The organism is Streptomyces sp. ISL-96, assembly GCF_018614035.1.
Lineage (GTDB): Bacteria > Actinomycetota > Actinomycetes > Streptomycetales > Streptomycetaceae > Streptomyces.
This window is the reverse complement of sequence record NZ_JAGGPA010000026.1, coordinates 81,029-106,990: the sequence shown is the minus strand read 5'-3', so window position 1 is coordinate 106,990 and position 25,962 is coordinate 81,029. Positions and strand designations below refer to the sequence as shown.

Sequence of the window (25,962 nt, the reverse complement as noted above, 5' to 3'; positions counted from 1 at the left end):
GCCAGGAGGGACGCTAGCGTGGGGGCACCTTTGCACACGCGGGAGCTCGGAGCACCGGGCTGAGAGGGCGCTGACCTTCGTACGCAAAACCGTACGAAAGCCGCTGCGTCGACCGCCGAACCTGTTACCGGGTAATGCCGGCGTAGGGAGTAGGTCTCATGACCACAGCGGATGCACACACGCCTGCCACCAGCCAGGACGGGCGCAAGCCGGGCTGGCACAAGGGATACGTCTCGGGGCCCGAGGGCTCGCGGTCGGATCTTCGCGTGCCGGTCCGGCAGGTGCACCTCACCAACGGGAAGGACGTGACGCTGTACGACACGTCCGGCCCGTACACCGACCCGACCATCGAGACGGACGTACGCCGGGGACTCGCGCCGTTGCGCGAGAACTGGATCATCGGCCGCGGCGACACCGAGGAGTACGCGGGCCGTCCGGTCCGTCCCGAGGACGACGGGATCAAGCACACCTCACCGCGCGGGGGCCTTCGGAACCTCGACGCGGTCTTCCCCGGCCGCCCGCGTCAGCCCCGCCGGGGCCGCGACGGGCAGGCCGTCACACAGCTCGCGTACGCCCGGCGCGGGGACATCACGCCCGAGATGGAGTACGTGGCGATCCGCGAGAACGTCTCCCCCGAGGTCGTACGGGAAGAGATCGCGGCGGGCCGGGCGGTCCTGCCGGCGAACGTCAACCACCCGGAGATCGAGCCGATGATCATCGGCAAGCGCTTCCTGGTGAAGGTCAACGCCAACATCGGCAACTCGGCGGTCACTTCCTCCATCGAGGAGGAGGTGGACAAGATGACGTGGGCGACCAAGTGGGGCGCCGACACGGTCATGGACCTGTCGACCGGCCGCAACATCCACACCACCCGCGAGTGGATCCTGCGCAACGCTCCCGTGCCGATCGGCACCGTGCCGCTGTACCAGGCCCTGGAGAAGGTCGACGGCCGGGCGGAGGAGCTGACCTGGGAGGTTTACAAGGACACGGTCATCGAGCAGGCCGAGCAGGGCGTCGACTACATGACGGTCCACGCCGGTGTGCGGCTGGCGTACGTCCCGCTGACGGCCAACCGCAAGACCGGCATCGTCTCGCGCGGCGGATCGATCATGGCGGCGTGGTGCCTGGCGCACCACAAGGAGTCGTTCCTGTACGAGAACTTCGAGGAGCTGTGCGACATCCTCGCGGCGTACGACGTGACGTACTCGCTCGGCGACGGCCTGCGGCCCGGTTCGATCGCGGACGCCAACGACGAGGCGCAGTTCGCGGAGTTGAAGACGCTCGGGGAACTCAACACGATCGCCAAGCGTCACAACGTGCAGACGATGATCGAGGGTCCGGGTCACGTCCCGATGCACAAGATCAAGGAGAACATCGACCTCCAGCAGGAAATCTGCGAGGAGGCCCCCTTCTATACGCTCGGCCCGCTCACTACGGACGTGGCCCCGGCGTATGACCACATCACCTCCGGCATCGGGGCGGCGATGATCGCGTGGTGGGGCACGGCCATGCTCTGCTACGTGACGCCCAAGGAGCACCTGGGTCTGCCCAACCGTGACGACGTGAAGACCGGCGTCATCACCTACAAGATCGCGGCCCATGCCGCGGATCTCGCCAAGGGGCACCCGGGGGCGCAGGAGTGGGACGACGCGCTGTCGGACGCCCGCTTCGAGTTCCGCTGGGAGGACCAGTTCAACCTGGCCCTGGACCCGGACACGGCGCGGGCGTTCCACGACGAGACGCTGCCCGCCGAGCCGGCGAAGACGGCGCACTTCTGCTCCATGTGCGGGCCGAAGTTCTGCTCGATGAAGATCAGCCAGGACATCCGTCGTGAGCACGGCGGCACGCAGGACGAGATCGAGGCGGGCATGGCGGAGAAGTCCAAGGAGTTCGCCGCCGCCGGCAACCGGGTGTACCTCCCGATCGCGGACTGAGTCGCTGAAGGGCCCCTGCCTGCCGTAAGGCGGGGGCCCATCGGCCGTGCGGTAACGGAACAGGCAAGAGCCACCCACCTCTTGATCGTTTTGCATACGCTCCCCACCATGGGTGGAATCGACGTGGCCAATGGAGTGGTGGGCGCCCTGGTGGGCATGGTGTTCGCCACGCTGTTTCAGCAGCCTTTGCAGGACGCCTGGTTCAGGGTCCGCAGGCGCTCTTCGAGTGCGGTCCGCAGCCTGCGGTCGCGCGGGGAGCCCAGCCGTGCCTGGACCTCCTTCGCCCTGGGGCCGCTCCACACCTCCGCCCTGATCGTGGAGGGTGACGGTGAATCCACGATCACGGCCGATGCCGTACACATCCAGGTTCTGGACGATGAAGTGGCTCTTCCTCCGGAAATGGCCGGGTGGCGTGACGAGATGGAGGCCGACAGCGCTCAGCTCCAGGCCGGGGGCCGGACGCCCGTATGGAACGGTCCTCGTTACGCCGTCGAGGCGTTCGACATCTCGCGGAGCGCTCTCGAGGAGCACCCAGAGGTCCACCTGAGGCTGCGGCCCACGGACTACTACACGTTCCTGGCCGCGCAGCAGCTCGACCGCCGGCTGCCCAGCGGCGGCACCCCGCGGTCCCAGTACCTCGATCCGGACCGTCCGCTGGACGCCCCGGCCTTCCTGCAGTGCAGCTTCGCGGTGAACGTCGCCGTGGTGACCGCCGACGACATGCTGGTGGTCAGCCGGCGAAGCGAACGGGTACGCATGGGGCCGGGTGTGTGGAACTCCTCGGTGAACGAGGGCCTGTCCCGGCACATCGACTCGTCCGGCCGGAGCGCGCCGGATCTGTACGCCGTCGCCCGGCGCGGCATGCGCGAGGGACTGTCCCTGGAGCCGCCCGAGTACACCCTCGCTCTGCTGGCCTTCGTGCTGGACGTCGACAAGCGCCAGTGGAGCGCCCACTTCTACGCGCGCCTGAAGACGTTGACCCGCGAGGGCGTGCAGGAACGCATGAGCAGAGGCGTCGCCGACCGGTGGGAACACCAGACGACGGAGTTCGTCCCCTTCCGCCCGGCGGACGTCTCCCGGTACCTCCTGCGTCCGGACCGGATCCACCGGTGGGGCGCCGCTGGCTCCCGCGCTGTTCCACCTGGCGCTGGTGCACGTCCACGGCCGTGCTTCGGTGGAGCGCGCCGAGGCGCAGGTGGTCCGCCGGCTGTAGGAGTTGCTGGGGTTACTCCGGTTTGTGGTCGGGGCCGCCGAAGTCGGGGCTGGAGAAGTCCGGGCTGGAGAAGCTCGGGCGCGGCCCCGGTGTGGTGCCGCCGTCCGGGCCCGGGCTGCTGTAGTCCGGGCGTGAGTACCCCAGGTCGGGCATGCGCCCGGCGGGGCGGCGCGGCGCCGGGGCGGCGGGGGACGTACCGGGGTCGGCCAGGGCGTCTCGCAGGAACGGTACGAAGCCCCGCTCCAGCAGGGCGAGGCGCCAGGCTTCCCTGGCCCGGTCGATCTCCTGCGTACGCTCGCTTCCGCGTCCTTCGGAGAACGCCGTCGAACCGTTGCGCAGAGCTGTCAGCAGCAGTCCGGCGGCGCCGACCAGGATGCCCGCCACCGTGAGCGCTCCGAAGATCCAGCCTGCCGTCAGGAGGGTCCGGGCGAAGGCGGGCTCGGGCGTGAGCATCTTGAGGAGGTACCCGACGAGCAGGAAGATCGCCGCCGCGGAGCCAGCGAGTACGGGTGTCAGAACGGCGACGACGGCGACGACGCCCGCCCCCGTGGTCTCGGTGGCGTCACCCATGGCGAGGACGGAGCCGGTGCGGGTGGCCGCCGCGGAGGGGGTGCGCCCTTCCTCGCGGACCTTCACGTAGTGGTCGTACTCGGCGGCCGCTGCCGCCGCGACGATCGCACTGGCGTTCATTGCCATGGTGCGCAGTTGTTCCGTGTTGAGCCGTTGCCCGACGGCGGCCAGTTCCGGGCGGTGGTGAGCGGTGCGCAGTGCCTCGTCGAGGACGCGTTCGTACTCCGGGCGGTCCTCGGCCAGCAGGTGCGGAGCGCTGCTGTTCATGTGCATCCCCCGATGCTCCGTAGGGCCGGACAACCCGCTTCGGGCGGGTAATGGGGCGGAAACGGAGGAGAGCCTGCTACGGATAAGCCGATGGTAGAGCGCCTACGGCACGGGGTGACAGGGGGTTTCCGGAAATAGGGCCCAGTGGTAAGTGCGGCATGTATATGGCCGCGCCTTCCCCGGTGAAGTTCAGTTATGCAGGGGCAGTTGGACGACCAGTAGCTTTCCGGCCATGGTCACGCCGCCGTCCATGGCGATGGCGAGCCCGTCGGCGTACACGTGAGGGCCTTCCACGACCGGCCCGGGATTCTCGTCGCCGCCGTCCGAGCTCTCATTTCCCACTTCGCCGAGGAGGTAGGGAATGGGGCTGTGACCATGGACGATGCGTTCGCCGCCGTACGCGCCGAGGAGTTCGCGCACCGCCTGGGCGCCGCCCTCGTCACGGAAGGCGAAACGCTTGGTGAACTTGCGGAAGACGTCCCAGCACTCGTCGGCGTCGTTACGGGTGAGGATGGCGTGGACTGTGTCGTTCACGTCCTCGATGGTGCTGCCGTAATCGAGGTAGGCGGTTGTGTCGGAGTGGGTCAGCAGATGCGCGTCTTCCAGCGCGACCGCGTCGAGGCGCGACATCCACTGAAGGTGTACGTCCTGGAGCCGGTCCATGTCGGCCTTCTGGCCGCCGTTGAGGAGCCAGGCGGCCTGGAAGGTGGCTGTGCCCGCACCTGAGTTGACGGGCGTGTCGCCGAACCGTTTGGCGCCGATGAGCAGCAGCTCGTGGTTGCCCATGAGGGCTTTGCAGTAGCCGCCGGCGGCCGCGGCCTCGGCGGACAGGCGCATCACGAGGTCGATGACGCCGATGCCGTCGGGTCCGCGGTCGGTGAAGTCGCCGAGGAACCAGAGCCGGGCGTTGCCCGCGGACCAGTGGCCCCCGGCGTCGATGAGGCCCTGTTCGGCGAGGGCGGCGTACAGCTCGTCGAGATAGCCGTGCACGTCACCGACGACGAAGAGCGGGCCGAGGCCCTCACCGGCGGCGGGCCGCGGTTCGGGCTCGGTCTGCACGCTCACCTGCACCGTGTCGCCGGGACCGCCGCGGCTGATCACCGGCAGGTCGCGCTGCGTCGGTGTGTAGCCCTCCGGCTCCTCGTCGGGGGCGTAGGCGCTTTCGTACGGGCTCGCGTAGGCGTTCCCGAAAGCGTTCGTGTGCGCGGGATCGGGGGCCTGTGCGTACGGCGGTACGCGGAAGTCCCGCAATGTAGCCGTCCGCACTGCGGGTCCCTGACCGGCCCCCTGAGTCATCGACCCCTCCACCACCGTCGCGCGCCGCCGTACACCTTTGGGTCCCACCTGGTCGTGGTTGGTCCGTGGTGTCGTGCGCCCATCATAGGAATGAGGCTCGTGGTCTGTGACGCACCAGGGGTGGTGAATCCGGATGCGCGCGCGGTTCGCTGGTTGTTTCGTACCGATTAGGGGGTTCGGTCCCCCGTCAGTCTCCGGCAGGTGAGCGCGGCGGACTCACCGTGGTGCGTGGCGGCCGGCGCTGTGAAGACGTCCGGACGATGAGTTCGGTCGGTATTACCTGTTCGACGGGACTGTCGGTATTGATGCCTTCGATGGCGTCGATGAGGAGCTGGACCACGGCGGTGCCGATGCGGCGTGGCTTCAGCGAGAGTGTGGTGATGGGCGGTTCGGTGGCGGCGTACACGGTGGATTCGCTGCAGCAGACGAGCAGCAGGTCCTCGGGTACGCGCAGCCCGTAGCGGCGGGCGGCGGCGAGCAGGTCGGTGCCGTTGGGGTCGAAGAGGCCGTACACGGCGTCGGGCCGGTCCGGGCGGGCGAGCAGCCGGCCGGCGGCGACGGCGCCCGCGCACGGGTCGTGCGCGGGGTAGGACTCGTAGACGGGGTCCTGTCCGACGCGCTCGCACCAGCGCAGGTACGCGTCGGTGGACAGGCGGGTGTAGGTGTCGGTGGTGGTGCCGGTGAGCAGCCCGATGCGGCGGGCTCCGGCGTCGGCGAGGTGGTCGAGCAGGTCGAGGACGGCGGCTTCGTGGTCGTTGTCGACCCAGGCGGTCACGGGCAGGGTGCCGGCAGGCCGGCCGTCGGAGACGACGGGAAGGCCCTGGCGGACGAGCTCGGTGACGACCGCGTCCTGGTCGGACGGGTCGATGACGACGGTGCCGTCGAGGGCGACGTTCGACCAGACGTCGTGCCGGGAGGTGGCGGGGAGGATGACTAGGGCGTACCCGCGGGCGAGTGCGGCGGAGGTCGCCGCTCTCGCCATTTCGGCGAAGTACGCGAATTCGGTGAAGGTGAAAGGTTCATCCCCGTAGGTGGTCACGGTCAGGCCGATGAGGCCCGACTTGCCGGTACGGAGGGTTCTGGCGGCCGCGGAGGGGCGGTAGCCCAGTCTCTCGGCGACCTCGCGAACATGGCTGCGGGTGGCGTCCGGGAGCCGGCCCTTGCCGTTGAGCGCGTCGGAGACCGTCGTAATCGAGACACCGGCTGCGGCGGCTACGTCTCGAATGCCCGCTCGTCCTGGCCGGGTGCTCCGCCGGGGGGTTTCCGTCCGGCTCACCTGATGCTTCCCTGCTGCTGTCATGGCGAGCCGATAGTAGGGCTCGGGCGGGCGGTTAGGGCGGATGCATATGCAGTCGTTGACAGGCACGTTTCTGCAAGGTGATATCTGCCCAATGGCCTTTGATTTAAAGGTGGTTGAGGATAATGGCCGGTCGGTCGCGGTTGTCGACCGGCATGCTCCTGCCAGTGACCGAGGTCTCGAAGAGGTCTCAACTCACCTTCACGGGGGACGCGCGCCACGGAGTGAGCCACCGGCGCGCGCCAGAACGCGGAGCGCTCCCCCCAATTCCGTGCGCCTGCCATTCGCAGCGCGGCGCAATCCTCATAAGGTGAGCAGCATTGGTGGTACGTACGGTCGAGGAGGACCCGAAGTGAGCGAGACGAGCCCCAAGCTGCGTGCGGTGCTGGACGGCATTCCCACCTACAAGCCGGGGAAGCCTGCCGCCGCCGGGGGACCGGTGGCGTACAAGCTGTCCTCCAACGAGAATCCGTATCCGCCGCTGCCCGGTGTGCTGGAGAGCGTGATCGGCGCGGCCGGGAACTTCAACCGTTACCCGGACATGGCCTGCACCGGCCTGATGAACGAGCTGGCGAACCGTTTCGGGGTGCCGGTGTCGCACATCGCGACCGGCACCGGGTCCGTCGGGGTGGCGCAGTCGCTGCTCCAGGCGACCTCGGGGCCCGGCGACGAGGTGATCTACGCCTGGCGGTCGTTCGAGGCGTACCCGATCATCACGCGGATCAGTGGCGCCACGGCGGTGGAGGTGCCGCTGACCGACGGTGACGTGCACGATCTGGACGCGATGGCCGAGGCGATCACCGAGCGGACGCGGCTGATCTTCGTGTGCAACCCGAACAACCCGACCGGGACGGCGGTGCGCAGGGCGGAGCTGGAGCGCTTCCTGGACCGGGTGCCCTCCGACGTGCTGGTGGTGCTGGACGAGGCGTACCGGGAGTTCGTACGGGACGACGAGGTGCCGGACGGCATTGAGCTGTATCGCAGCCGCCCCAATGTGGCGGTGCTGCGGACCTTCTCCAAGGCGTACGGGCTGGCCGGGCTACGGGTCGGCTTCGCCGTGGCGCACGAGCCGGTGGCGGCCGCGCTGCGCAAGACGGCGGTGCCGTTCGGCGTGAGCCAGCTGGCGCAGGACGCGGCGGTGGCCTCGCTGTTGGCGGAGGACGAGCTGCTGGGCCGGGTCGGTTCGCTGGTCTGCGAGCGCGAGCGGGTGTACGAGGCGCTGGTCGCGCAGGGCTGGACCGTGCCGGACACGCAGGCGAACTTCGTCTGGATGCGGCTGGGGGAGCGTACGGCCGACTTCGCGGCGGCCTGCGAGAAGGCCGGCGTCATGGTCAGGCCCTTCGCGGGTGAGGGGCTGCGGGTCACGATCGGCGAGGACGAGGCCAACGACATCTTCCTGCACACCGCGGAGGCGTACTTCAAGGAGCTGTAAGTCACACGCTCGGCCCCGCCTGGGCGCTCCGCCTTGGTTGTGGTGGCCGTTTCGCCGCTTCTTCCTTGCTTTCCTGTGCCCTCGTGCGCCTTTTCGTAGGCGTTCGAGGGCACAGTTGTACCCCCCGGCTGGATGTCGCGAAACGCATGTGCGACATACTGTTGCTTGTGAATGTGAACGCGTTCACAAGCTCCACAAAGCTCCGAGGCGATACGAAGGAGAAGGCGACGTGGACCTAGCTCTGGCGCCGGAGACTCTCGCGCGATGGCAATTCGGCATCACCACCGTCTACCACTTCCTTTTTGTGCCCCTGACGATCTCGCTGGCCGCGCTCACCGCGGGCCTGGAGACCGCGTGGGTGCGTACGCAGAAGGAGAAGTACCTCAGGGCCACCAAATTCTGGGGCAAGCTCTTCCTGATCAACATCGCGATGGGTGTCGTCACCGGCATCGTCCAGGAGTTCCAGTTCGGCATGAACTGGTCCGACTACTCGCGCTTCGTGGGTGACGTCTTCGGGGCGCCGCTGGCCTTCGAGGCGCTGATCGCCTTCTTCTTCGAGTCCACCTTCATCGGGCTGTGGATCTTCGGCTGGGACAAGCTGCCGAAGAAGATCCACCTGGCCTGCATATGGATGGTCTCGATCGGTACGGTCCTGTCCGCGTACTTCATCCTGGCGGCCAACTCCTGGATGCAGCACCCCGTCGGCTACCGCATCAACGAGGAACGCGGCCGCGCCGAGCTCACCGACTTCTGGCTCGTCCTCACCCAGGACACCGCGCTCACCCAGTTCTTCCACACCATCACGGCCGCGTTCCTGGTCGGCGGCGCCTTCATGGTCGGCATCGCCGCCTTCCACCTGGCGCGCAAGAAGCACATCCCGGTGATGCGCACCTCGCTGCGGCTCGGGCTGATCACCGTCGTGATCGCCGGAATGCTCACCGCCGTCAGCGGTGACCTGCTCGGCAAGGTCATGTTCAAGCAGCAGCCGATGAAGATGGCCGCCGCCGAGGCGCTGTGGGACGGCGAGGCACCGGCGCCGTTCTCGATCTTCGCGTACGGAGACGTCGACAAGGGCCACAACACGGTCGCCGTCGAGATCCCCGGACTGCTCTCCTTCCTCGCCAACGGCGACTTCACGTCGCACGTCCCCGGCATCAACGACGTCAACAAGGCCGAGCAGGAGAAGTTCGGCCCCGGCGACTACCGGCCCAACATCCCCGTCGCCTACTGGGGCTTCCGCTGGATGATCGGCTTCGGCATGGCGTCCTTCTCGCTCGGCATGCTCGGGCTGTGGCTGACGCGCAAGAAGTTCCTGCTGCCGGCGGCGCTGCGCACCGGCGACGACGAAGTGCCGAATCTGGTGCTCTTCAAGAACAAGGCGCTCAGCCCGAAGTTCGCCAGGTGGTACTGGATCGTGGCGCTGTGGACGATGGGCTTCCCGCTCATCGCCAGCTCATGGGGCTGGATCTTCACCGAGATGGGCCGCCAGCCCTGGGTCGTGTACGGCGTGCTGCGCACCAGCGACGCGGTCTCCCCCGGCGTCTCGCAGGGCGAGGTCATCGCCTCGATGACCGTCTTCACGCTGCTCTACGCCATCCTCGCCGTCATCGAGGTCAGGCTCCTCCTGAAGTACGTCAAGGCCGGACCGCCCGAACTCACGGAGGCCGACCTCAACCCGCCCACCAAGATCGGCGGCGACCACGCGGACGCCGACCGGCCGATGGCCTTCTCGTACTGAGGACTGAGGAGCTGCTGAGGTATGGAACTCCACAACGTCTGGTTCGTGCTCATCGCCGTTCTGTGGATCGGCTACTTCTTCCTGGAGGGCTTCGACTTCGGGATCGGCGTACTGACGAAGTTGCTGGCCCGTGACCGCAAGGAGAAGCGGGTCCTCATCAACACCATCGGACCCGTTTGGGACGGCAACGAGGTGTGGCTGCTGAGCGCCGGCGGTGCGACCTTCGCCGCCTTCCCCGACTGGTACGCCACCCTCTTCTCCGGGTTCTACCTGCCGCTGCTGCTGATCCTGGTGTGCCTGATCGTGCGCGGCGTGGCCTTCGAGTACCGGGTCAAGCGCAGTGAGGAGCGCTGGCAGACCAACTGGGAGCACGCGATCTTCTGGACCTCGCTGCTGCCCGCGTTCCTGTGGGGCGTCGCCTTCGGCAACATCGTGCGCGGCGTGAAGATCGACTCGGAGATGGAGTACGTCGGCACCCTGGGCGACCTGCTCAACCCGTACGCGCTGCTGGGCGGCCTCGTGACCCTCAGCCTCTTCACCTTCCACGGTGCGGTCTTCGCCGGGCTGAAGACGGTCGGCGACATCCGGGAGCGGGCGCGGAAGCTGGCGCTCAAGCTCGGCGTCGTCGGCGGGGTGCTGGCCGTTGCCTTCCTGGGCTGGACGCAGCGGGAGAACGGCGACTCGGCGAGCCTCGTCGCGATGGCCGTGGCGGTGCTGGCGCTGGTCGCGGCGCTCGGGTTCACGACGGCGGGGCGCGAGGGATGGGCGTTCGCGCTGTCGGGGGTGACCATCGTGGCCGCGGTCGCGATGCTCTTCCTCACGCTGTTCCCGAACGTCATGCCCTCCTCGCTGGACGACGCGTGGAGCCTTACGGTCACCAACGCTTCTTCCACGCCGTACACCCTGAAGATCATGACCTGGTGCGCCGGGATCGCCATGCCGGTGGTGCTGCTGTACCAGGGCTGGACGTACTGGGTGTTCCGCAAGCGGATCGGCACGCAGCACATCGCCGATGAGCACTGATGCTCGCTGATGCGCCTTAGTGGGAGATGTTTCACGTGAAACCGATCGACCCGCGTCTGCTCCGCTACGCCCGCGCCACCCGCCTCTTCCTGGGGGCCGTGGTGCTCCTCGGGCTGGCCGGGGCAGGCCTGGTCGTCGCCCAGGCGATGATCGTCGCCGAGGTGGTGGTGGGGGCGTTCCAGCGCGGGCTGGACGGCTCCGACCTGCGTACGCCGCTGATGCTGCTGGCGGCGGTCGCGGTGGGGCGGGCCCTGGTGGCCTGGCTGACCGAGCTCGCCGCGCACCGGGCGAGCGCGGCGGTCAAGTCTGAGCTGCGCGGGCGGCTGCTGGCGCGGGCGGTTGAGCTCGGGCCCGGCTGGCTGACCGGGCAGCGGGTGGGTTCGCTGGTGGCGCTGGCGACGCGGGGCGTCGACGCACTGGACGACTACTTCGCGCGGTACCTGCCGCAGCTCGGGCTCGCGGTCGTGGTGCCGGTGGCGGTGCTCGCGCGGATCGTCACCGAGGACTGGGTCTCGGCGGCGGTGATCGTGGGGACGCTGCCGCTCATCCCGCTCTTCATGATTTTGATCGGGTGGGCCACCCAGGCGCGGATGGACCGGCAGTGGCGGCTGCTCTCGCGGCTGTCCGGGCACTTCCTGGATGTTGTCGCCGGGCTGCCTACGCTCAAGGTCTTCGGGCGGGCGAAGGCGCAGGCCGAGTCGATCCGGACGATCACGGCCGAGTACCGGCAGGCCACCATGCGCACGCTGCGCATCGCTTTCCTGTCGTCGTTCGCGCTGGAGTTGCTGGCGACCTTGTCGGTGGCGCTGGTCGCCGTGGGCATTGGCATGCGGCTCGTGCACGGGGATCTGGATCTGTACACGGGTCTGGTGATTCTGGTGCTGGCGCCCGAGGCGTATCTGCCGCTGCGGCAGGTCGGGGCGCAGTACCACGCGGCGGCGGAGGGGCTGTCCGCCGCCGAGGAGATCTTCGAGATTCTGGAGACCGAGCCGCAGGGGCCGGCGGGTGGCGCGGACGCGCCCGCCGGGCCGCTGCGGATCGAGGGTGTGACGGTCCGGCACGCGGGGCGGACCGAGGCGTCGCTGGACTCGGCGTCACTGGTGGTGGGCGAAGGCGAGACGGTCGCGGTCGTCGGGCCGAGCGGGGCCGGTAAGAGCACGCTGCTGAACGTGCTGCTCGGGTTCGCCCCGGTGGACGAGGGCCGGGTGGTCGTCGGCGACGGGCCGCAGGCGGTCGACCTGTCCACCGTGTCGATGGAGCGGTGGCGGGAGCGGATCGCGTGGGTGCCGCAGCGGCCGTACCTGTTCGCGGGAACGGTCGCGGAGAACGTACGGCTTGCGCGGCCGGACGCGGATGACGCGGCGGTGGCCGAGGCGTTGCGGGACGCGGGGGCGTACGACTTCGTGGCCGCCCTCCCGCGGGGCGCCGGGACGCGGCTCGGGGAGGACGGCGCGGGGCTCTCGGCCGGGCAGCGGCAACGGCTCGCCCTGGCACGGGCGTTCCTCGCGGACCGGCCGCTGCTCCTGCTGGACGAGCCGACGGCGAATCTGGACGGGGAGACGGAAGAGGGCATCGTCGACGCGGTACGGAGGCTGGCGGCCGGGCGGACTGTGGTGCTGGTGGTGCACCGGCCCGCGCTGCTGGCTGTGGCGGACCGGGTGGTGGAGCTGGGTGCTCCGGCGGGGCGGGGTGCGGGTGCGGGTGCGGGTGGTGGGGCGGCGGATGCGCGCCCCGGGAGCCGGGGGGAGCCCCCGGCACCCCGGGTGGCAGCGGGGGCTCTGGGGTCGGTGCCGCGTCGGGGCGTCTCCTCGGGCGTCGAACGTTCGGGTACGTCGGTTGCTTTGGGGTGGTTGCGTTCAACGCCCTGCGGGGAGCGCTCCGACACGTCCCCTCCCGGCACCGCGACTTGTGGCGCGGGGGCAGGCGTGGCCGCTGGTGGGCGGGTGGCCGGCTTGCCCTCGTCCGGGGCCCGGTCCGTGCTCGGGCGGGTTCGGGTGGCTGCCGGGGAGTTGCGGGGGCGGCTGGGGCTCGCGTTGGGGCTCGGGAGTCTCGCGCTCGGGTCGGCCGTGGGGCTCATGGCCGTGTCCGGGTGGTTGATCTCGCGAGCTTCGGAACAGCCCCCGGTGCTCTATCTGATGGTGGCCGTGACCGCGACCCGCGCCTTCGGCATCGGGCGGGCCGTCTTCCGTTACGCCGAGCGGCTCGTGTCGCACGACGCCGTGCTGCGGATGCTCGCCGAGATGCGCGTCGCCGTGTACCGCCGGCTGGAGCGCATCGCGCCCGCCGGGCTGCGCGACGCCAGGCGCGGGGATCTGCTGTCCCGGCTCGTCGCCGACGTGGACGCGCTGCAGGACTACTGGCTGCGGTGGCTGCTGCCCGTCGGGACCGCCGTGCTCGTGAGTGCGGGCTCCGTCGGGTTCACCGCGTGGCTGCTGCCCGAGGCCGGGGCAGTGCTGGCCGCAGGGCTGCTCGTCGCCGGAATCGGTGTGCCGTGGCTGAGCGGGGCCTGTGCCCGGCGGGCCGAACGGCAGCTGGCGCCCGCGCGGGGCTTGCTCGCGGCCCGGGTCGCCGATCTGCTCGGCGGTACGGCCGAGCTGACCGTCGCCGGTGCGCTGAAGCGACGTACGGACAGCGTCAGGGAAGCGGACGGGGTGCTGACCCGGATCGCCTCGCGGGGTGCCACCGCCACCGCTCTCGGTGGCGGCCTCTCCTCGCTGGCCTGCGGGCTGACCGTCGTGTTCGCCGCGCTCGCCGGGGTGCAGGCCGTGCACGACGGGCGGCTGTCGGGTGTGACGCTGGCCGTGGTCGTGCTGACGCCACTGGCCGCCTTCGAGGCCGTCACCGGGCTTCCGCTCGCCGTGCAGTACCGCCAGCGCGTCAAGCGCAGCGCGGAGCGCGTGTACGAGGTGCTGGACGCGCCGGTGCCGGTGCGCGAGCCGCTGACGCCTGCCGCCGCGCCCGCGTCGCCGTTCCCGCTGGAGGTACGCGGGCTGAGCGCCCGGTACACCGGGCAGGAGCGGGACGCGCTGGCCGGCTTCGACCTGACGCTGGAAGCGGGCCGGCGCATCGCGGTGGTCGGTCAGTCCGGCGCCGGGAAGACGACGCTCGCCCAGGTGCTGCTGCGCTTCCTGGACGCGCGGGAGGGGACGTACACGCTCGGTGGAACGGACGCCGCCGAGCTCGACGGCGACGACGTACGGCGGCTCGTCGGCCTGTGCGCCCAGGACGCGCACATCTTCGACAGTTCGGTACGGGAGAACCTACGGCTGGCCAGGACCGACGCGAGCGAGGAGGAGCTGCGCGACGCCCTGGCCGCCGCTCGGCTGCTGACCTGGGTGGACGCGCTGCCCGACGGGCTCGACACGATGGTCGGCGAACACGGCGCCCGCCTCTCCGGAGGCCAGCGCCAGCGCCTCGCGCTGGCCCGCGCCCTCCTCGCCGACTTCCCCGTGCTTGTGCTCGACGAGCCCGCCGAGCACCTCGACCTGGCGACGGCGGACGCGCTGACGGCCGACCTGCTCAGGGCTACCCGGGGACGTACGACGCTGATCATCACGCACCGGCTCCGGGGCCTGGAGGCCGTGGACGAGGTGATCGTGCTGGATGAGGGGCGCGTCGTACAGCGCGGCGAGTACGCGGACCTGGTGGAGGTGGAGGGGCCGCTGCGGCGGATGCTGGAGCGTGAGCTGGAGGCCGAGGTGAGTAAGCCGGGACCGGCCGTATCGCTCGAGGCCCGACTTTCCCGTTGAAATAGGACTTATTAGGCTCAAGGGCATGCCAGTGCAGGACGAGCCGGACCCGAACGATCACCACGAGGCCGCCGCCCGGTCGGCCCGCAGTCTGCAGGGCCTGTCCACCGAACTCGCCGCGCGCGTGCCCCAGCTGCTGGAAGCCATGCGATCCGTCGGCACGGGGCTTGATCTGCACTCCACCCTCAACCGGATCTGCGAGACCGCCGCAGAACTCGCCGACGCCCGGTACGCGGCGATCGGCCTCGTCGACGAAGAGCGCGGCGGCCTCCGCGACGTCGTGACGTACGGGATGACCGAGGAGCAGGCCGCGCGCATCGGGCGGCTGCCCGACGGACTCCCCGCGCACCACCCGGCGATGCGGACCTTCCTGGGCGTACCCATCCGCGCACGGGGCGAGGTCTTCGGCAATCTCTACCTCGCCGAGAAGCACGGCGGGGCGGACTTCAACGACTACGACAGGCACATGGTCCGGGTGCTCGCCACGGAGGCCGGGATCGCCATCGGCAATGCCCGGCTGTACGAGGCGGCGCGGCAGCGCGAACGCTGGATCGACGGGTCCGTAGCCGTCACCACCGCGCTTCTGTCGGGCGGCGACGCCGACGACGCGCTGAGCGTCGTCGCGGAACAGGCCCGCCGCCTCGCCGACTCGGCAGCCGGAATAGTGCTGCTGCCGGCGCGGGACGGCGGCCTGGAGACCGTCGCGGTCTCGGCCGACGACCCGTCGGAGTCGCTCGGCGTGGTCATCCCGCCCCAGAACCCGGTCGCCGCCCGGCTCCTCGCAGGTGAGGCGGTGTTCATCGGCGACTCGGAGAGCGAGCCGCGCGTGCTGAACAGGGCGGCGCGGCGGTACGGGCCGAGCATGCTGCTGCCGCTGCGCAGCGGCAGCCGGGTGCTCGGCGCGCTCGCCACACCCCGGGAGCGGGGCGGCAGGCTGTTCACCGAAGCCGAGCGGACACTGGCCACGCAGTTCGCCTCGCAGGCCGCGCTGGCGCTGATGATGGCGCAGGCGCAGCGGGACCGGGAGCGGCTCGCTGTGTACGAGGACCGTGACCGGATCGCCCGCGATCTGCACGACTTGGTCATCCAGCGGCTGTTCGCCACCGGGCTGATGCTGGAGAGCGCGCAGCGCAGGTCCGTCGTCCCCGAGGTGCGCAGCGGGGTGGGCAGGGCGGTCGACGAGCTGGATGTGACGATCCAGGAGATCCGGACGGCCATCTTCGCGCTCCAGCAGGGCCCGGCCGAGGCGCCTGCTGGGCTGCGTACGCGCGTACTGCGGGAGATCAACATGGCGGCCGTGCCACTGGGCTTCAAGCCCGGGCACCACTTCGTCGGCCCGGTCGACTCGCTGGTCGGCGAGCTGACCGGCAAGAACCTCATCGCGGCGCTGCGGGAGGCGCTGTCCAACGCCTTCCGGCACGCGCGGGCCTCCCGTATCGAAGTCGTCGTCGACGCCACCGCCGAAATGGCGGACGGGCGGCGCGGGGTGCGTCTGTCGGTCGCGGACGACGGGGTCGGCATCCCGGAGGGCGGCCGGCGCAGCGGACTGCGCAACCTCAGGCGGCGCGCCGAGTCGCTGGGCGGTACGAGCCGGTGCGGGCCGGGGCTCGGGGAGGGCGGCGGGGGGACGACGGTGGTGTGGGAGGTGCCGCTGCAGGGCCCTCCGCAGGTGCCTGGGTAGGCCGGATGGCGGGACGACACCCCGGTGAGGTGACCTCGGTGCACGGGATCGGGGGGTGAGCGGGACACGATCCGTGGATGCACCTCGGACCCTGCCAACGGCTGCTCGTGCCGGTGATGTGCGTGCTTCTGTGCCTTCCCGCGCCCGCCGCCGCCGCTACTGCTGCCTTCGCCGCTGCCCCTGCTCATGCCGCTGCCGCTGGGGGTGGGCCCGCGCCCGGTGTCGGCGCCGGTGTCGCCTCCTCCGACGGGCCCGCCATCGCCGCCGAGGTGGCGCGGCTCTACGAACAGGCCGCGCGGGCCGCCGAGACGTACGAGCAGGGCAGGCGGGCAGCGCGCGAGCAGCAGGCGAAGGCCATGCGCCTGGAGCGGCTGCTCGCGGCCGAGCGGCGCGAGATCAAGCGGCTGCGCGGGGACGTGGGACGGGTGGCCCGCGCCCAGTACCGCGCCGGCGGTGGCGGAATCGCGTACACCGCCAAGCTGCTGCTCGCCGACGACCCGGAGGAGCTGATGGACGGTCACCGGCTCGCCTGGCAGGCGGAGCTCGCCGTGTCCCGGATGCTGGACCGGGCCGAGCGGGCCGAGCGCCGGCTGGTGAAGGACGAGCAGCTGGCGAAAGCCGCCTGGCACGACCTCGACGCCCGTACCCAGCGGCTCGCGTCGATCAAACGGGCCATCACGGCGAAGCTCGAAAACGCCCGGTGGAAGCTCCAGGGCGAGGCGGAGCGCAGCGTCGCGGCGGGGCGCTGCGCCGGCGCCGTACGCCTGGAGGAAAAGGGACGGTCGTCCACCACGCGCGCGTGGGTGACACCCGTCGAGGAGTACGAGCTGTCCGCCGGATTCGGCGGTGAGGGTGCGCGCTGGAAGAGCCGGCACACCGGGCAGGACTTCGCCGTGGACATCGGCACACCGGTACGGGCCATCGGCGAGGGCCGCGTCGTCTCGGTCTCCTGCGGCGGTGGTTTCGGGATCGAGGTGGTGATCGGGCACCCGGACGGCTACTACTCGCAGTACGCGCACCTGGCAGGCGTCATGGTCGACCAGGGTGAGCTGGTGCGTACCGGCCAGTGGATCGGGCAGGCCGGCACCACCGGGAACTCCTCGGGACCGCACCTGCACTTCGAGGTACGGCTCACTCCCCACCTGGGATCGGGGATCGATCCGGCGCCTTGGATGCGGGAGCGCGGCGCGGGTTTCTGAGGGTGCTGAGGTGGTGTGGCCCGAATGCGCGGCTACAGGGCGGCCAGGATCCGCTCGATGACCACCGCGACGCCGTCGTCGTTGTTCGCGACCGTACGGCCGGAGGCCGCGGCCACCACGTCCGGGTGCGCGTTGCCCATCGCGTACGACGTGCCCGCCCAGGCCAGCATCTCGACGTCGTTCGGCATGTCCCCGAAGGCCACGACCTCGGCGGGCGAGATGCCGCGCTCGGCGCAGCACTGCGCCAGGGTGCTGGCCTTGGAGACGCCGTAACCGCTGATCTCCAGCAGGGCCGTCGGGCTCGACCGGGTGACCGACGCGCGCTCGTCCGTCGTCGCGCGGGCGAGGGTGAGGAAGTCGTCGGGGGACAGCTCGGCGTGGTGGGCGAGCAGCTTGACGACCGGGGCGCCGGAGCCGGGGGTGGGCTCCTGGAGAAGCTTCTCGGCGGTGGCCACGGTTGCGCCCGGGTCGAGGTGGAAGGGCGGGTAGTGCGGCTCGTAGTGGATGCCGGTGGAGAGCTCGACCGCGAAGGACGTGCCGGGGGCGGCGGCGCGCAGCGCGAGCACGACGGCGAGGGCGTCCTCGCGGGCCAGCGGGCGGACCTGGATCAGCTTTCCGCCCGCGTGCAGGTCGACGACGGCTGCGCCGTTCGCGCAGATGGCCAGGCCGTGGCCGTGGACGTGGTCGCTGACGACGTCCATCCAGCGGGCCGGGCGGCCGGTGACGAAGAAGACCTCGATGCCGGCCCGTTCGGCGGCGGCGAGCGCGGCGATCGTACGGTCCGACACGGACTTGTCGTCACGCAGCAGCGTGCCGTCGAGGTCGGTCGCGATGAGCCGCGGGGTGGTGGTGGCGGCCGGGGCCGGCCGGGCCGGTCGGGCCTGCTGAGGGTCGGTAGCTGAGGTCACAGATCCATCTTCCCGTACGGGATGCACGGGCGTGCGAAGTGGCGCACATCTGAGACCTGCCGGAAGGTCTGCCTGCTACCGGCCGCTGCCGGGCCGGGATCAATCTCCTTGGGCGTCCGTCCCGTACGTCAGGGCGCCGCGCTCGCTCGCCTGGCTGGAGGTGAGCGGCGAGGGACCAGACGCGGAAGCCGTCGTACGGGCGCGGGCTCTGATGGACCAGGCGATCGAGGCGCTGGAGGGCGGCCCCGAGGAATTGCTGGTGGAGCGGGCGCGTACGTGGGCGCAGCTGGCGGAACTGCTGGAAGCACAGCTTTACAAGTATGACGAGGACGAGGACGACGAGGAGGAGAACGCCGACGGGGACGCCGTGCGCCGGGAGACGGCGGTCCTCTGGGAGAAGGCGGTCGACGCGTTCACGGCCTCCGGTGAGGAGCACTGCAGGAGCGAGTGGACTGTGCGCTGCGTTGTGCTTGGAACGAGAACAGCCTCGGGCGGTCGGAGAACGCCCTTCGCCGCCTGCGCGAGCTGGCGGCCGAGCTGGGCGCGAGCGACAGCGACGAGGCACGCCGGCTGCTGCGGGCGGTGGAGGGCAACCTCAAGAACCTCAGCTGAGGAACTGAGCTGCCCCATGCGCTGCCCCCGGCCCCGGCCCCTGGGCCGCCCCAGCACGGGCGGCGTCCCGCGTAGGGTCGGGGGATGCGTCTGAGTACCGTGATACTTCCCATCCGCCGTTGGACACAGGGCGGCCGTGACGCCTGGCAGCGGGCCGAGCAGCTCGGCTTCCACGCCGCGTACACGTACGACCACCTGTCCTGGCGGACCTTCCGCGACGGCCCGTGGTTCGGCGCCGTACCGACCCTGACGGCCGCCGCCGGTGCGACCACGCGCATGCGGCTGGGCACGCTCGTCACCTCGCCGAACTTCCGGCACCCCGTGACCCTCGCCAAAGACCTGATCACGCTGGACGACGTGTCCGGCGGACGCGTCACGCTCGGCATCGGGGCCGGCGGCAACGGATTCGACGCCACCGCCCTCGGCCAGGAGCCCTGGACCCCACGCCAGCGCGCCGACCGCTTCGGCGAGTTCCTGCCGCTCCTGGACCGGCTGCTCACCGAGCCCGCCGTCACCCACGCGGGCACGCACTACTCCGCCGTCGAGGCGCGCAACGTCCCCGGCTGCGTCCAGCGGCCGCGGCTTCCCTTCGCCGTCGCCGCGACCGGCCCGCGCGGGCTGAAGCTCGCCGCTCAATACGGCCAGGCCTGGGTGACCACGGGCGATCCGAAGCTCTTCGAGTCCGGTACGCCCGCCGAGTCGCTGGAGGCCATCCGCGGCCAGATCAGCAAGCTGGGCACCGCCTGCGCCGAGACCGGCCGGGACGCCGGCGAGCTCGACAAGATCCTGCTCGCCGGGTTCACCCCGGAGCGGAGCGGTCCGCTGGAGTCTCTCGATGCCTTCGTCGACTTCGCGGGCAGGCACTTCGCCCTCGGCTTCACCGAGATCGTGCTGCACGCCCCCGTTCCCGACTCGGAGTTCGCGGCCGACGAGAAGGTCTTCGAGCAGATCGCGACGGAGGGCCTGGCTCAGCTCAGTTCCTGAGCTGCCTAGGGTGTTCCGTATGAACGGGGAAACGGTTTTGGCGGCCTTCAGGGCCGAATCGCAGCGCCTGTACGAGAAGGTCTGCGGAATCCCGGAAGCGGAGTGGGACCGGCCGAGCCCGTGCGACCCCTGGACCGTGCGTGAGGTGTTCGCCCATGTGACGGACGCCGTCGGCCGGGTCGGCGTGATGCTGGCGGAACCCGAACCCGAACCGTCGGGCGCGCTGGTGACGGCCGCCGGTTACTACGCGCCGGACGAGCGCTTCTCGCCGCGCGTCAACGACGTACGGGTCGGGGCGGCTCAGCAGTCCGCCGGTTCGTACGGCGACGGCCGGGCGCTGGCCGAGCACTTCGACACCGTGTGGCGCACCGTCGCCGCCGCCTGCGCCAAGGAGCCGCCCCAGCGGCAGGTCCGTACCCGGCACGGTGACCCGATGCTGCTGTCCGACTTCCTCGTCACCCGCGTCGTCGAGGTGTGCGTGCACGGTTTCGACGTGGCGGCGGGGCTGGGGCACCAGCCGTGGCCGACCGGCGAGGCGGCGGATGTGGTCGCCCGGCTGCTGCTGGACGGGCGCCCCTACGACAGGCCGGTGACCGTGGCGGGGGCCGGCTGGGACCGTACGACGTTCCTGCGCAAGGCGACCGGGCGGCTGCCGATGTCCGCGACCGAACGCACCGCGGCGGAGCGCCACGGGCTGCACTGGCTGACGCTGGGCTGAGGGCCCGCGGCCGACAGGGCGGACGGAGCTCAGCGCGGGAAGCGCAGGTACTCCGGCGGTACGGACGAGGTGAGCCATACGCTGTTGGCGCTCACCCGGAACACATGGCCGGCGCGGTACATGGCCCCGGCGTCCACGGTGATGACGACGGGGCGGCCGCGCCGGGCGCCGACGCGGGTGGCGGTTTCGCGGTCGGGTGAGAGGTGGACGTCGTGCCGGGCCATGGGGCGCAGGCCTTCGGCCCGGATCGCTTCGAGGCTGCCGGTGACGGTGCCGTGGTAGAGGTACGCCGGCGGTTCGGCCTCCGGGAGCCCCAGGTCGACTTCCACCGTGTGCCCCTGGCTGGCGCGGATCAGGGGGCCGTCGACCGCGAAGCGCTGTTTGTCGTTGACGGCGACGACGTGGTCGAGTTCCGCGCGGGTGATGGGGAAGCCGTGCGCGGCCGCGGCCCGGAGGAGGGTGTCGATCGCCACCCAGCCGTTCTCATCGAGCGTGATCCCGATCCGTTCGGGCTGATGCCGCAGATGCTTCGAGAGGTACTTCGAGACCTTCGTGGTGCGTCTTTCGTCCATCGGGTCACAGTGCCCGGCGAGACGAGCATCACGCCACTTATTTGAGCGTCCGGGTTTGATCCACAGCCAACTTGGCTTTTCCACAAGGGATTTGACGGTGCTGTGGACAACTCACATGGAATTTCAGGACGTTTGGTCAACTCCTCCCGCTTTGAGGTGACTTGTGGCCAACGCATCCAATGTCCTGGCCTGCACCTCCCGTTCAGTCGCCGCTGCGATGAAGGCCGCGGCATTGCCGGGACCAACCAGCCGACGTACAGCGCGCATTGTCTCCTCGGGGATCGTCACAGTGGCGGACTCCGGGTCCGCCACGGGCGGCGCCTCCGCACCGAGGTGCTGCTGGAGGTGGCGGGTGGCGAACAGCCGCATGGCGCGGGCGAGTTCCGCGTCGACGGTCTGCTGGGCGAGCGGCCTCAGGCGCCGCACCAGCGTCGCCGCCTCGGCCGCGTCCGCGTCCGTGGGCGGCCGGTGACCGAGGTACCGGGCGAAGACATGCTCGGTCGTGAACTCCAGGAAACGCGCGGCGATGTGCTCAACCTGCCCGCGAAGTTCCCGCAAATGACCCGAGATCGCGGGCAGTGGAACGCCCGCCGCGTGCAACTCCGCAGCCACAGCCAGCTCTTGTGGCGAGGGAACCAGGAACTCGTCCTCCCGGCCCGGAACGCGCTCCAGAACCCCGAGCTCCACCGCCTCGTCGACCGCGGCGTCGTCGGGCTTCCCGCCGAACCGCTCGTCCAGTTCGGCGCGCGAGATCCGGTCCGCCTCCTCGTCCGTCCACGGACCGGCGACCTCGGTGACGAGTCCGAGCACCCCGCCGAGCCCCTTCCCCGCGTCCCACGCCTCCAGCAGCTCCTTGATGCTGGCCAGGGTGTAGCCCCGGTCGAGGAGGCCGGCGATCTGGTGGAGCCGGGCCAGATGCGTGTCCCCGTACACATTGGACCGGCCGCGCCGCTGCGGCTTGGGGAGCAGCCCGCGGTCCTGGTAGGCGCGGATCGTACGGACCGTGGCACCACTGAGGTGCGCGAGGTCCTCGATCCGGTACTCGGCTGCCGGCTGCCCGGACCCGCTCACGCCTTCACTCCCTCGTCTGTTTCACCTATGACATCGCCGCCCGTCCCACCGCCCCCGCCGCGGCACGGGCCGCGGGCGAGGTCGCGAGGTATTCGACGGCCTTGCGCAGCGAGCCTTCCTGCGAGGGATGGTACGACCGCCGGAAGTAGCGCGGTATCGCGGCGCCCAGCCCGCGCCAGGTCGGCAGCAGGCCCTTGGCGACTGCCCTGTTGTGCTCGCGCAGCGAGTACCGCAGCCGGCCGGCGAGCTGCGGATCGTGGCGTATGAGATACGCCGCTCCCCACGCCCACAGCCACAGCAGCACCGGGGCGACCACCACCATTCCCTCGGCGCGGCGGACGTACCGGGGCAGCCCCGTGCCCCCGCAGTGCTGGTACATGTCGAAGGCCACGGCCCGGTGCTCGACCTCCTCGGCGCCGTGCCAGCGCAGCAGGTCGAGCATCACGGGGTCCGGGTCGGCGTGGTCCAGTCCCTCGGCGTGCAGCACCCAGTTCCCCAGGACCGCGGTGAACTGCTCGATCGCGGCGACCAGCGACAGCCGGAAGCGCAGCCACTCCCGCTCCGGTATCGGAAGCCCGAAGGGAGGCACCTCGCCGAGGAGCTTCTCGAAGAGGAAGTCCACATGCTTCGTGTACGCGCCGGTGTCCAGGTTCTGCTCGGCCAGGTGGTTCAGCACATACGCGTGCTGCACGCTGTGCGTCGCCTCCTGCCCCATGAACCCCTTGACGTCCTTGAGCAGTTGCGGATCACGGACCAGCGGCAGCGCTTCCCTGAAGACCCTGACGAACCACCGCTCCCCCGCCGGCAGCAGCAGATGCAGCACATTGATCACGTGCGTGGCCGTGGGCTCGTCCGGTATCCAGTGCAGCGGCGTCTCGCGCCAGTCGAAGGAGACCCGGCGCGGGGTGATGGCATGCTTTTGATGGAGCTCAGCGCGCTCGTCGGTGCTCACAGCGGCGGCTCCATCCTGGCTATCGCACGCAGCGTCTTCGGTGCGAAGCGCGACAGGAAGTGGGCGCCGCGCGCCTCGGGCGTCACCGGCACGACCGCCTGGTTGCGTACGACGGCCTTCAGGACCGCGTCGGCGACCTTCTCCGGCGGGTAGTTGCGCAGCCCGTACAGGCGGGCCGACTTCTGCTGCCTGCGCTTCTCCTCGGCCACCGTGACCCCGGCGAACCGCGCGGTCGAGGTGATGTTGGTGTTCACGAGCCCGGGGCAGATCGCGCTGACCCCGATGCCCTGGCCGGCGAATTCCGCCCGCAGGCATTCGCTCAGCATCAGCACCGCCGCTTTCGAGGTGCTGTAGGCGGGCAGGACCTTTGACGGCTGGTACGCCGCCGCCGACGCGGTGTTGACGATGTGGCCGCCCTGGCCCCGGTCGGCCATCTGCTTGCCGAAGAGGCGGCAGCCGTGGATGACGCCCCACAGGTTCACATCCAGGACCTTTTTCCAGTCCTCCGAGGTGGTGTTCAGGAACGAGCCGGAAATGCCGACCCCGGCGTTGTTCACCAGGACGTCGACGACGCCGTACTCGGTGGCGACCTTCTCTGCGAGCTTCTCCATCGCCTGCTCGTCACTGACGTCGACCGTCTCGGCCCAGGCCTTCGGGGCCCCGATCAGCCGGGCCATCTCCGCTGTACGGGCCGCGCCCTCCGCGTCCCGGTCGACGGCCACGATCCGCGCGCCGGCCTCGGCGAACGCGTAGGCGGTGGCGCGTCCGATGCCGCTGGCCGCGCCCGTCACCAGGACGAGCTGGCCGCCGAACCGGTCGGCGTACGGGCCGCTCGCCACCGGGTCCCTGGGCGCCACCCCTGCCGCCGTGTCCTCATTTCCCGTGACGAACTCGCTGATCCACGCCGCCAGCTGGTCGGGGCGGGTGCGCAGCACCCAGTGCTTGGCGGGCAGCGAGCGCCGCACGAGCTGCGGCGCCCACTGCCCCAGGTCGTCGTACAGCCGCTCCGAGAGGAAGATGTCGCCGGTCGGCGTGATCAGCTGGACGGGGGCGTGGGCGTACGCGTCGGCGCGCGGCCTGCGCAGCCGGGCGCGGACGTTGTCGCGGTAGAGCCAGGCGCCGTGCGCCGCGTCCTGGGGCAGGGACGCCGTCGGATAGTCACCGGCCGGCACCTTCTCCACCCGCTGGAGGATCTTGGGCCACCGCTTGCCGAGCGGGCCGCGCCAGGCCAGCTCCGGCAGCACGGGCGTATGCAGCATGTACACGTACCAGGACTTGGCGCCCTGCCCGAGCAGCTGGGCGGCCCTGCGGGGGGTCGGCCGCGCCATCCGCTTCTTGATCCAGTGCCCGAAGTGGTCCAGGGAAGGACCGGACATCGACGTGAAGGAGGCGATCCTGCCCTCGGTCCGCTTGACCGTGACGAACTCCCAGGCCTGCACGGACCCCCAGTCGTGCCCGACCAGGTGCACCGGCCTGTCCGGGCTCACCGCGTCCGCGACCGCCAGGAAGTCGTCCGTCAGCTTCTCCAGCGTGAAACCGCCACGCAGCGGCTTGGGCGCGGTCGACCGGCCGTGTCCCCGCACGTCGTACAGCACCACATGAAAGTGCTCGGCGAGCCGGCCGGCGACCTCCGTCCACACCTCCTTGCTGTCCGGATAGCCGTGCACCAGCAGTACGGTCGGCCGCGCCGCGTCGCCCAGCTCGGCGACGCACAGCTCGACTCCGCCCGTACGCACCCACCGCTCGGTGGCTCCCTGGATACTCACGCCGACTTCTCCTCTGCCCAGCGCCGCACGTGCGGCAGATCGTCGTCGAGCCAGAACGCGCTCTGCTCCGGATCCTTGGAGTCCGTCACCACCAGAATCTCCTCGAACTTGGCGCCCGTACCCCGGAATCCGAGGTGCGGTTCGACCGCCCACAAGCCCGGCTGGGGCGGATGGTCGGAGAATTTGTACGGGCTCCACAGCGGCGACCAGCCGTCGCGGTGACCGTGCAGGGCATCGCTCGCCAGCCCCTTCAGCGACTGCGTGCCGAACCCGAAGAGATGCGGCGACCAGCGGCGCTCCTTGACCCGGTCGACCTTGTGGGCGATGACGCCGAAGGGATACGCGCGATGCCGGTTGGCGTAGCCCTGGCGGGCCATGAGCCGCTCGACGTCCTCATAGATCTCGCGCAGCGGCCGCCGCTCGCGCACCTCGCGCAGGATCAGCTCGCGGTGCGGTTCGAGATCGGCGAGGAGTTTGTCGTGCACGGGGTTGAGGCCGAGGCACCCCGAATAGCCGATGTCCGACGTGAACCCCTTGTAGACCGGGGCCATGTCGAGGATGAACGGCATTCCCGGCTCCAGCCGCCGGTTCGTCGGGAAGAACTGCAACGGCACCCGGAAGTTCACGAAGGCCGTACGGTCCCCGAACCAGGCGAAGGGCAAGTGGAACCAGTCCTTCACGCCCCGCTCGCGCAGCCAGTCGCGCTGCATCCGCGCCGCCTCGCGCTCCGTCACCCCCGGCTTGAGCTGGGCCGCGACGGCTTCCGCGCAGGCGTAGGCGAGGCGCTGCACCTCCCGGAACCCCCGCAGCTGCGCGGCGCGTTCACTCTGCGACGCAGACGCTGCTGAGACTGCTGCTGAAGCCATGCCACCTGTCCGTCCCGTGTTGCGGTACGCGTACGTAACTTGACACTGATGAATGTGACAATGCCCGGCGGCGACGTCAAGGGGGCGGGTGTTACCTGTGGAAACTTCCCTCCG

General features: G+C 70.4%; 21 protein-coding genes and 1 riboswitch. Of the genes, 10 read left to right on the top strand and 11 right to left on the bottom strand.

What is annotated here, in order from left to right; genetic code table 11:
• Nucleotides 1–28 precede the first annotated feature (28 nt).
• Nucleotides 29–166: riboswitch (TPP riboswitch) on the top strand.
• A complete protein-coding gene (gene thiC, locus J7E96_RS18650) occupies nucleotides 159–1,934 on the top strand; it encodes a phosphomethylpyrimidine synthase ThiC (protein ID WP_215132770.1) in 1,776 nt (591 codons plus the stop codon). (Overlaps the previous riboswitch by 8 nt.)
• Before the next feature lie 176 nt (nucleotides 1,935–2,110).
• Here the strand turns inward: thiC and J7E96_RS18645 are convergent, their stop codons facing one another.
• The 5 genes from J7E96_RS18645 to J7E96_RS18625 all read right to left on the bottom strand — a co-directional run bounded on the left by J7E96_RS18645 (nucleotide 2,111) and on the right by J7E96_RS18625 (nucleotide 6,580).
• Entirely contained in the window at nucleotides 2,111–2,278 is a 168-nt protein-coding gene (locus J7E96_RS18645) for a hypothetical protein (RefSeq protein WP_215132769.1), read from the bottom strand.
• A 222-nt stretch (nucleotides 2,279–2,500) separates the two neighbouring features.
• Nucleotides 2,501–2,797, bottom strand: a complete 297-nt coding sequence (locus tag J7E96_RS18640) for a hypothetical protein (RefSeq protein WP_215132768.1) — start codon at nucleotides 2,795–2,797, stop codon at nucleotides 2,501–2,503.
• A 362-nt stretch (nucleotides 2,798–3,159) separates the two neighbouring features.
• Nucleotides 3,160–3,990, bottom strand: coding sequence for a hypothetical protein (locus J7E96_RS18635; protein WP_215132767.1), 831 nt, complete (start codon nucleotides 3,988–3,990; stop codon nucleotides 3,160–3,162).
• 183 nt (nucleotides 3,991–4,173) lie between these two features.
• Nucleotides 4,174–5,295, bottom strand: coding sequence for a metallophosphoesterase (locus J7E96_RS18630; RefSeq protein ID WP_374196695.1), 1,122 nt, complete (start codon nucleotides 5,293–5,295; stop codon nucleotides 4,174–4,176).
• 172 nt (nucleotides 5,296–5,467) lie between these two features.
• A complete protein-coding gene (locus J7E96_RS18625; protein WP_215132765.1) occupies nucleotides 5,468–6,580 on the bottom strand; it encodes a LacI family DNA-binding transcriptional regulator in 1,113 nt (370 codons plus the stop codon).
• Nucleotides 6,581–6,929: 349 nt separating this feature from the next.
• Between J7E96_RS18625 and hisC the strand changes: the two genes are divergently transcribed.
• The 6 genes from hisC (at nucleotide 6,930) to J7E96_RS18595 (ending at nucleotide 17,399) form a co-directional block, all read left to right on the top strand.
• Nucleotides 6,930–8,009, top strand: a complete 1,080-nt coding sequence (gene hisC / locus J7E96_RS18620) for a histidinol-phosphate transaminase (protein ID WP_215132764.1) — start codon at nucleotides 6,930–6,932, stop codon at nucleotides 8,007–8,009.
• Between the two features lie 229 nt (nucleotides 8,010–8,238).
• A complete protein-coding gene (locus tag J7E96_RS18615) occupies nucleotides 8,239–9,747 on the top strand; it encodes a cytochrome ubiquinol oxidase subunit I (protein ID WP_215132763.1) in 1,509 nt (502 codons plus the stop codon).
• Between the two features lie 21 nt (nucleotides 9,748–9,768).
• On the top strand, nucleotides 9,769–10,770 hold the full coding sequence (gene cydB, locus J7E96_RS18610) for a cytochrome d ubiquinol oxidase subunit II (RefSeq protein WP_215132762.1): 1,002 nt from the start codon (nucleotides 9,769–9,771) through the stop codon (nucleotides 10,768–10,770).
• A gap of 35 nt (nucleotides 10,771–10,805) precedes the next feature.
• Nucleotides 10,806–14,519, top strand: coding sequence for a thiol reductant ABC exporter subunit CydD (cydD, locus tag J7E96_RS18605; RefSeq protein ID WP_215132761.1), 3,714 nt, complete (start codon nucleotides 10,806–10,808; stop codon nucleotides 14,517–14,519).
• A 25-nt stretch (nucleotides 14,520–14,544) separates the two neighbouring features.
• Nucleotides 14,545–16,200: a GAF domain-containing sensor histidine kinase gene (locus tag J7E96_RS18600; RefSeq protein ID WP_215132760.1), complete on the top strand. Its 1,656-nt coding sequence runs from the start codon at nucleotides 14,545–14,547 to the stop codon at nucleotides 16,198–16,200.
• 77 nt (nucleotides 16,201–16,277) lie between these two features.
• Entirely contained in the window at nucleotides 16,278–17,399 is a 1,122-nt protein-coding gene (locus J7E96_RS18595; protein WP_251070094.1) for a M23 family metallopeptidase, read from the top strand.
• 32 nt (nucleotides 17,400–17,431) lie between these two features.
• Here J7E96_RS18595 and J7E96_RS18590 read toward each other — a convergent pair whose 3' ends face one another.
• Complete coding sequence (locus J7E96_RS18590; protein WP_374196693.1) at nucleotides 17,432–18,307, bottom strand: Cof-type HAD-IIB family hydrolase; 876 nt, start codon at nucleotides 18,305–18,307, stop codon at nucleotides 17,432–17,434.
• Between the two features lie 447 nt (nucleotides 18,308–18,754).
• On the opposite strand from J7E96_RS18590, the gene J7E96_RS18585 reads away from it, so the two are divergent.
• The 3 genes from J7E96_RS18585 to J7E96_RS18575 all read left to right on the top strand — a co-directional run bounded on the left by J7E96_RS18585 (nucleotide 18,755) and on the right by J7E96_RS18575 (nucleotide 20,621).
• Entirely contained in the window at nucleotides 18,755–18,919 is a 165-nt protein-coding gene (locus J7E96_RS18585) for a hypothetical protein (RefSeq protein WP_215132758.1), read from the top strand.
• A gap of 84 nt (nucleotides 18,920–19,003) precedes the next feature.
• Nucleotides 19,004–19,903 (top strand): LLM class flavin-dependent oxidoreductase, encoded by a 900-nt coding sequence (locus J7E96_RS18580; protein ID WP_215132757.1) that lies wholly within the window; start codon nucleotides 19,004–19,006, stop codon nucleotides 19,901–19,903.
• Nucleotides 19,904–19,922: 19 nt separating this feature from the next.
• Nucleotides 19,923–20,621 (top strand): maleylpyruvate isomerase N-terminal domain-containing protein, encoded by a 699-nt coding sequence (locus J7E96_RS18575; protein WP_215132756.1) that lies wholly within the window; start codon nucleotides 19,923–19,925, stop codon nucleotides 20,619–20,621.
• A gap of 29 nt (nucleotides 20,622–20,650) precedes the next feature.
• On the opposite strand, the gene J7E96_RS18570 is transcribed toward J7E96_RS18575, so the two are convergent.
• From J7E96_RS18570 to J7E96_RS18550, 5 genes are all read right to left on the bottom strand, one after another.
• Nucleotides 20,651–21,193, bottom strand: coding sequence for an RNA 2'-phosphotransferase (locus J7E96_RS18570; protein ID WP_215132755.1), 543 nt, complete (start codon nucleotides 21,191–21,193; stop codon nucleotides 20,651–20,653).
• A gap of 123 nt (nucleotides 21,194–21,316) precedes the next feature.
• Complete coding sequence (locus J7E96_RS18565) at nucleotides 21,317–22,264, bottom strand: MerR family transcriptional regulator (RefSeq protein WP_215132754.1); 948 nt, start codon at nucleotides 22,262–22,264, stop codon at nucleotides 21,317–21,319.
• Between the two features lie 25 nt (nucleotides 22,265–22,289).
• Nucleotides 22,290–23,216, bottom strand: coding sequence for a metal-dependent hydrolase (locus J7E96_RS18560; protein WP_215132753.1), 927 nt, complete (start codon nucleotides 23,214–23,216; stop codon nucleotides 22,290–22,292).
• A complete protein-coding gene (locus tag J7E96_RS18555; protein ID WP_215132752.1) occupies nucleotides 23,213–24,982 on the bottom strand; it encodes an SDR family oxidoreductase in 1,770 nt (589 codons plus the stop codon). The genes J7E96_RS18560 and J7E96_RS18555 overlap by 4 nt, the downstream gene beginning before the upstream one ends.
• Nucleotides 24,979–25,848 carry a M24 family metallopeptidase gene (locus J7E96_RS18550; RefSeq protein WP_215132751.1) on the bottom strand — a complete coding sequence of 290 codons (870 nt, stop codon included), beginning with the start codon at nucleotides 25,846–25,848 and terminating at the stop codon, nucleotides 24,979–24,981. Before J7E96_RS18550 ends, J7E96_RS18555 begins: the two co-directional genes overlap by 4 nt.
• Nucleotides 25,849–25,962: the final 114 nt, after the last annotated feature.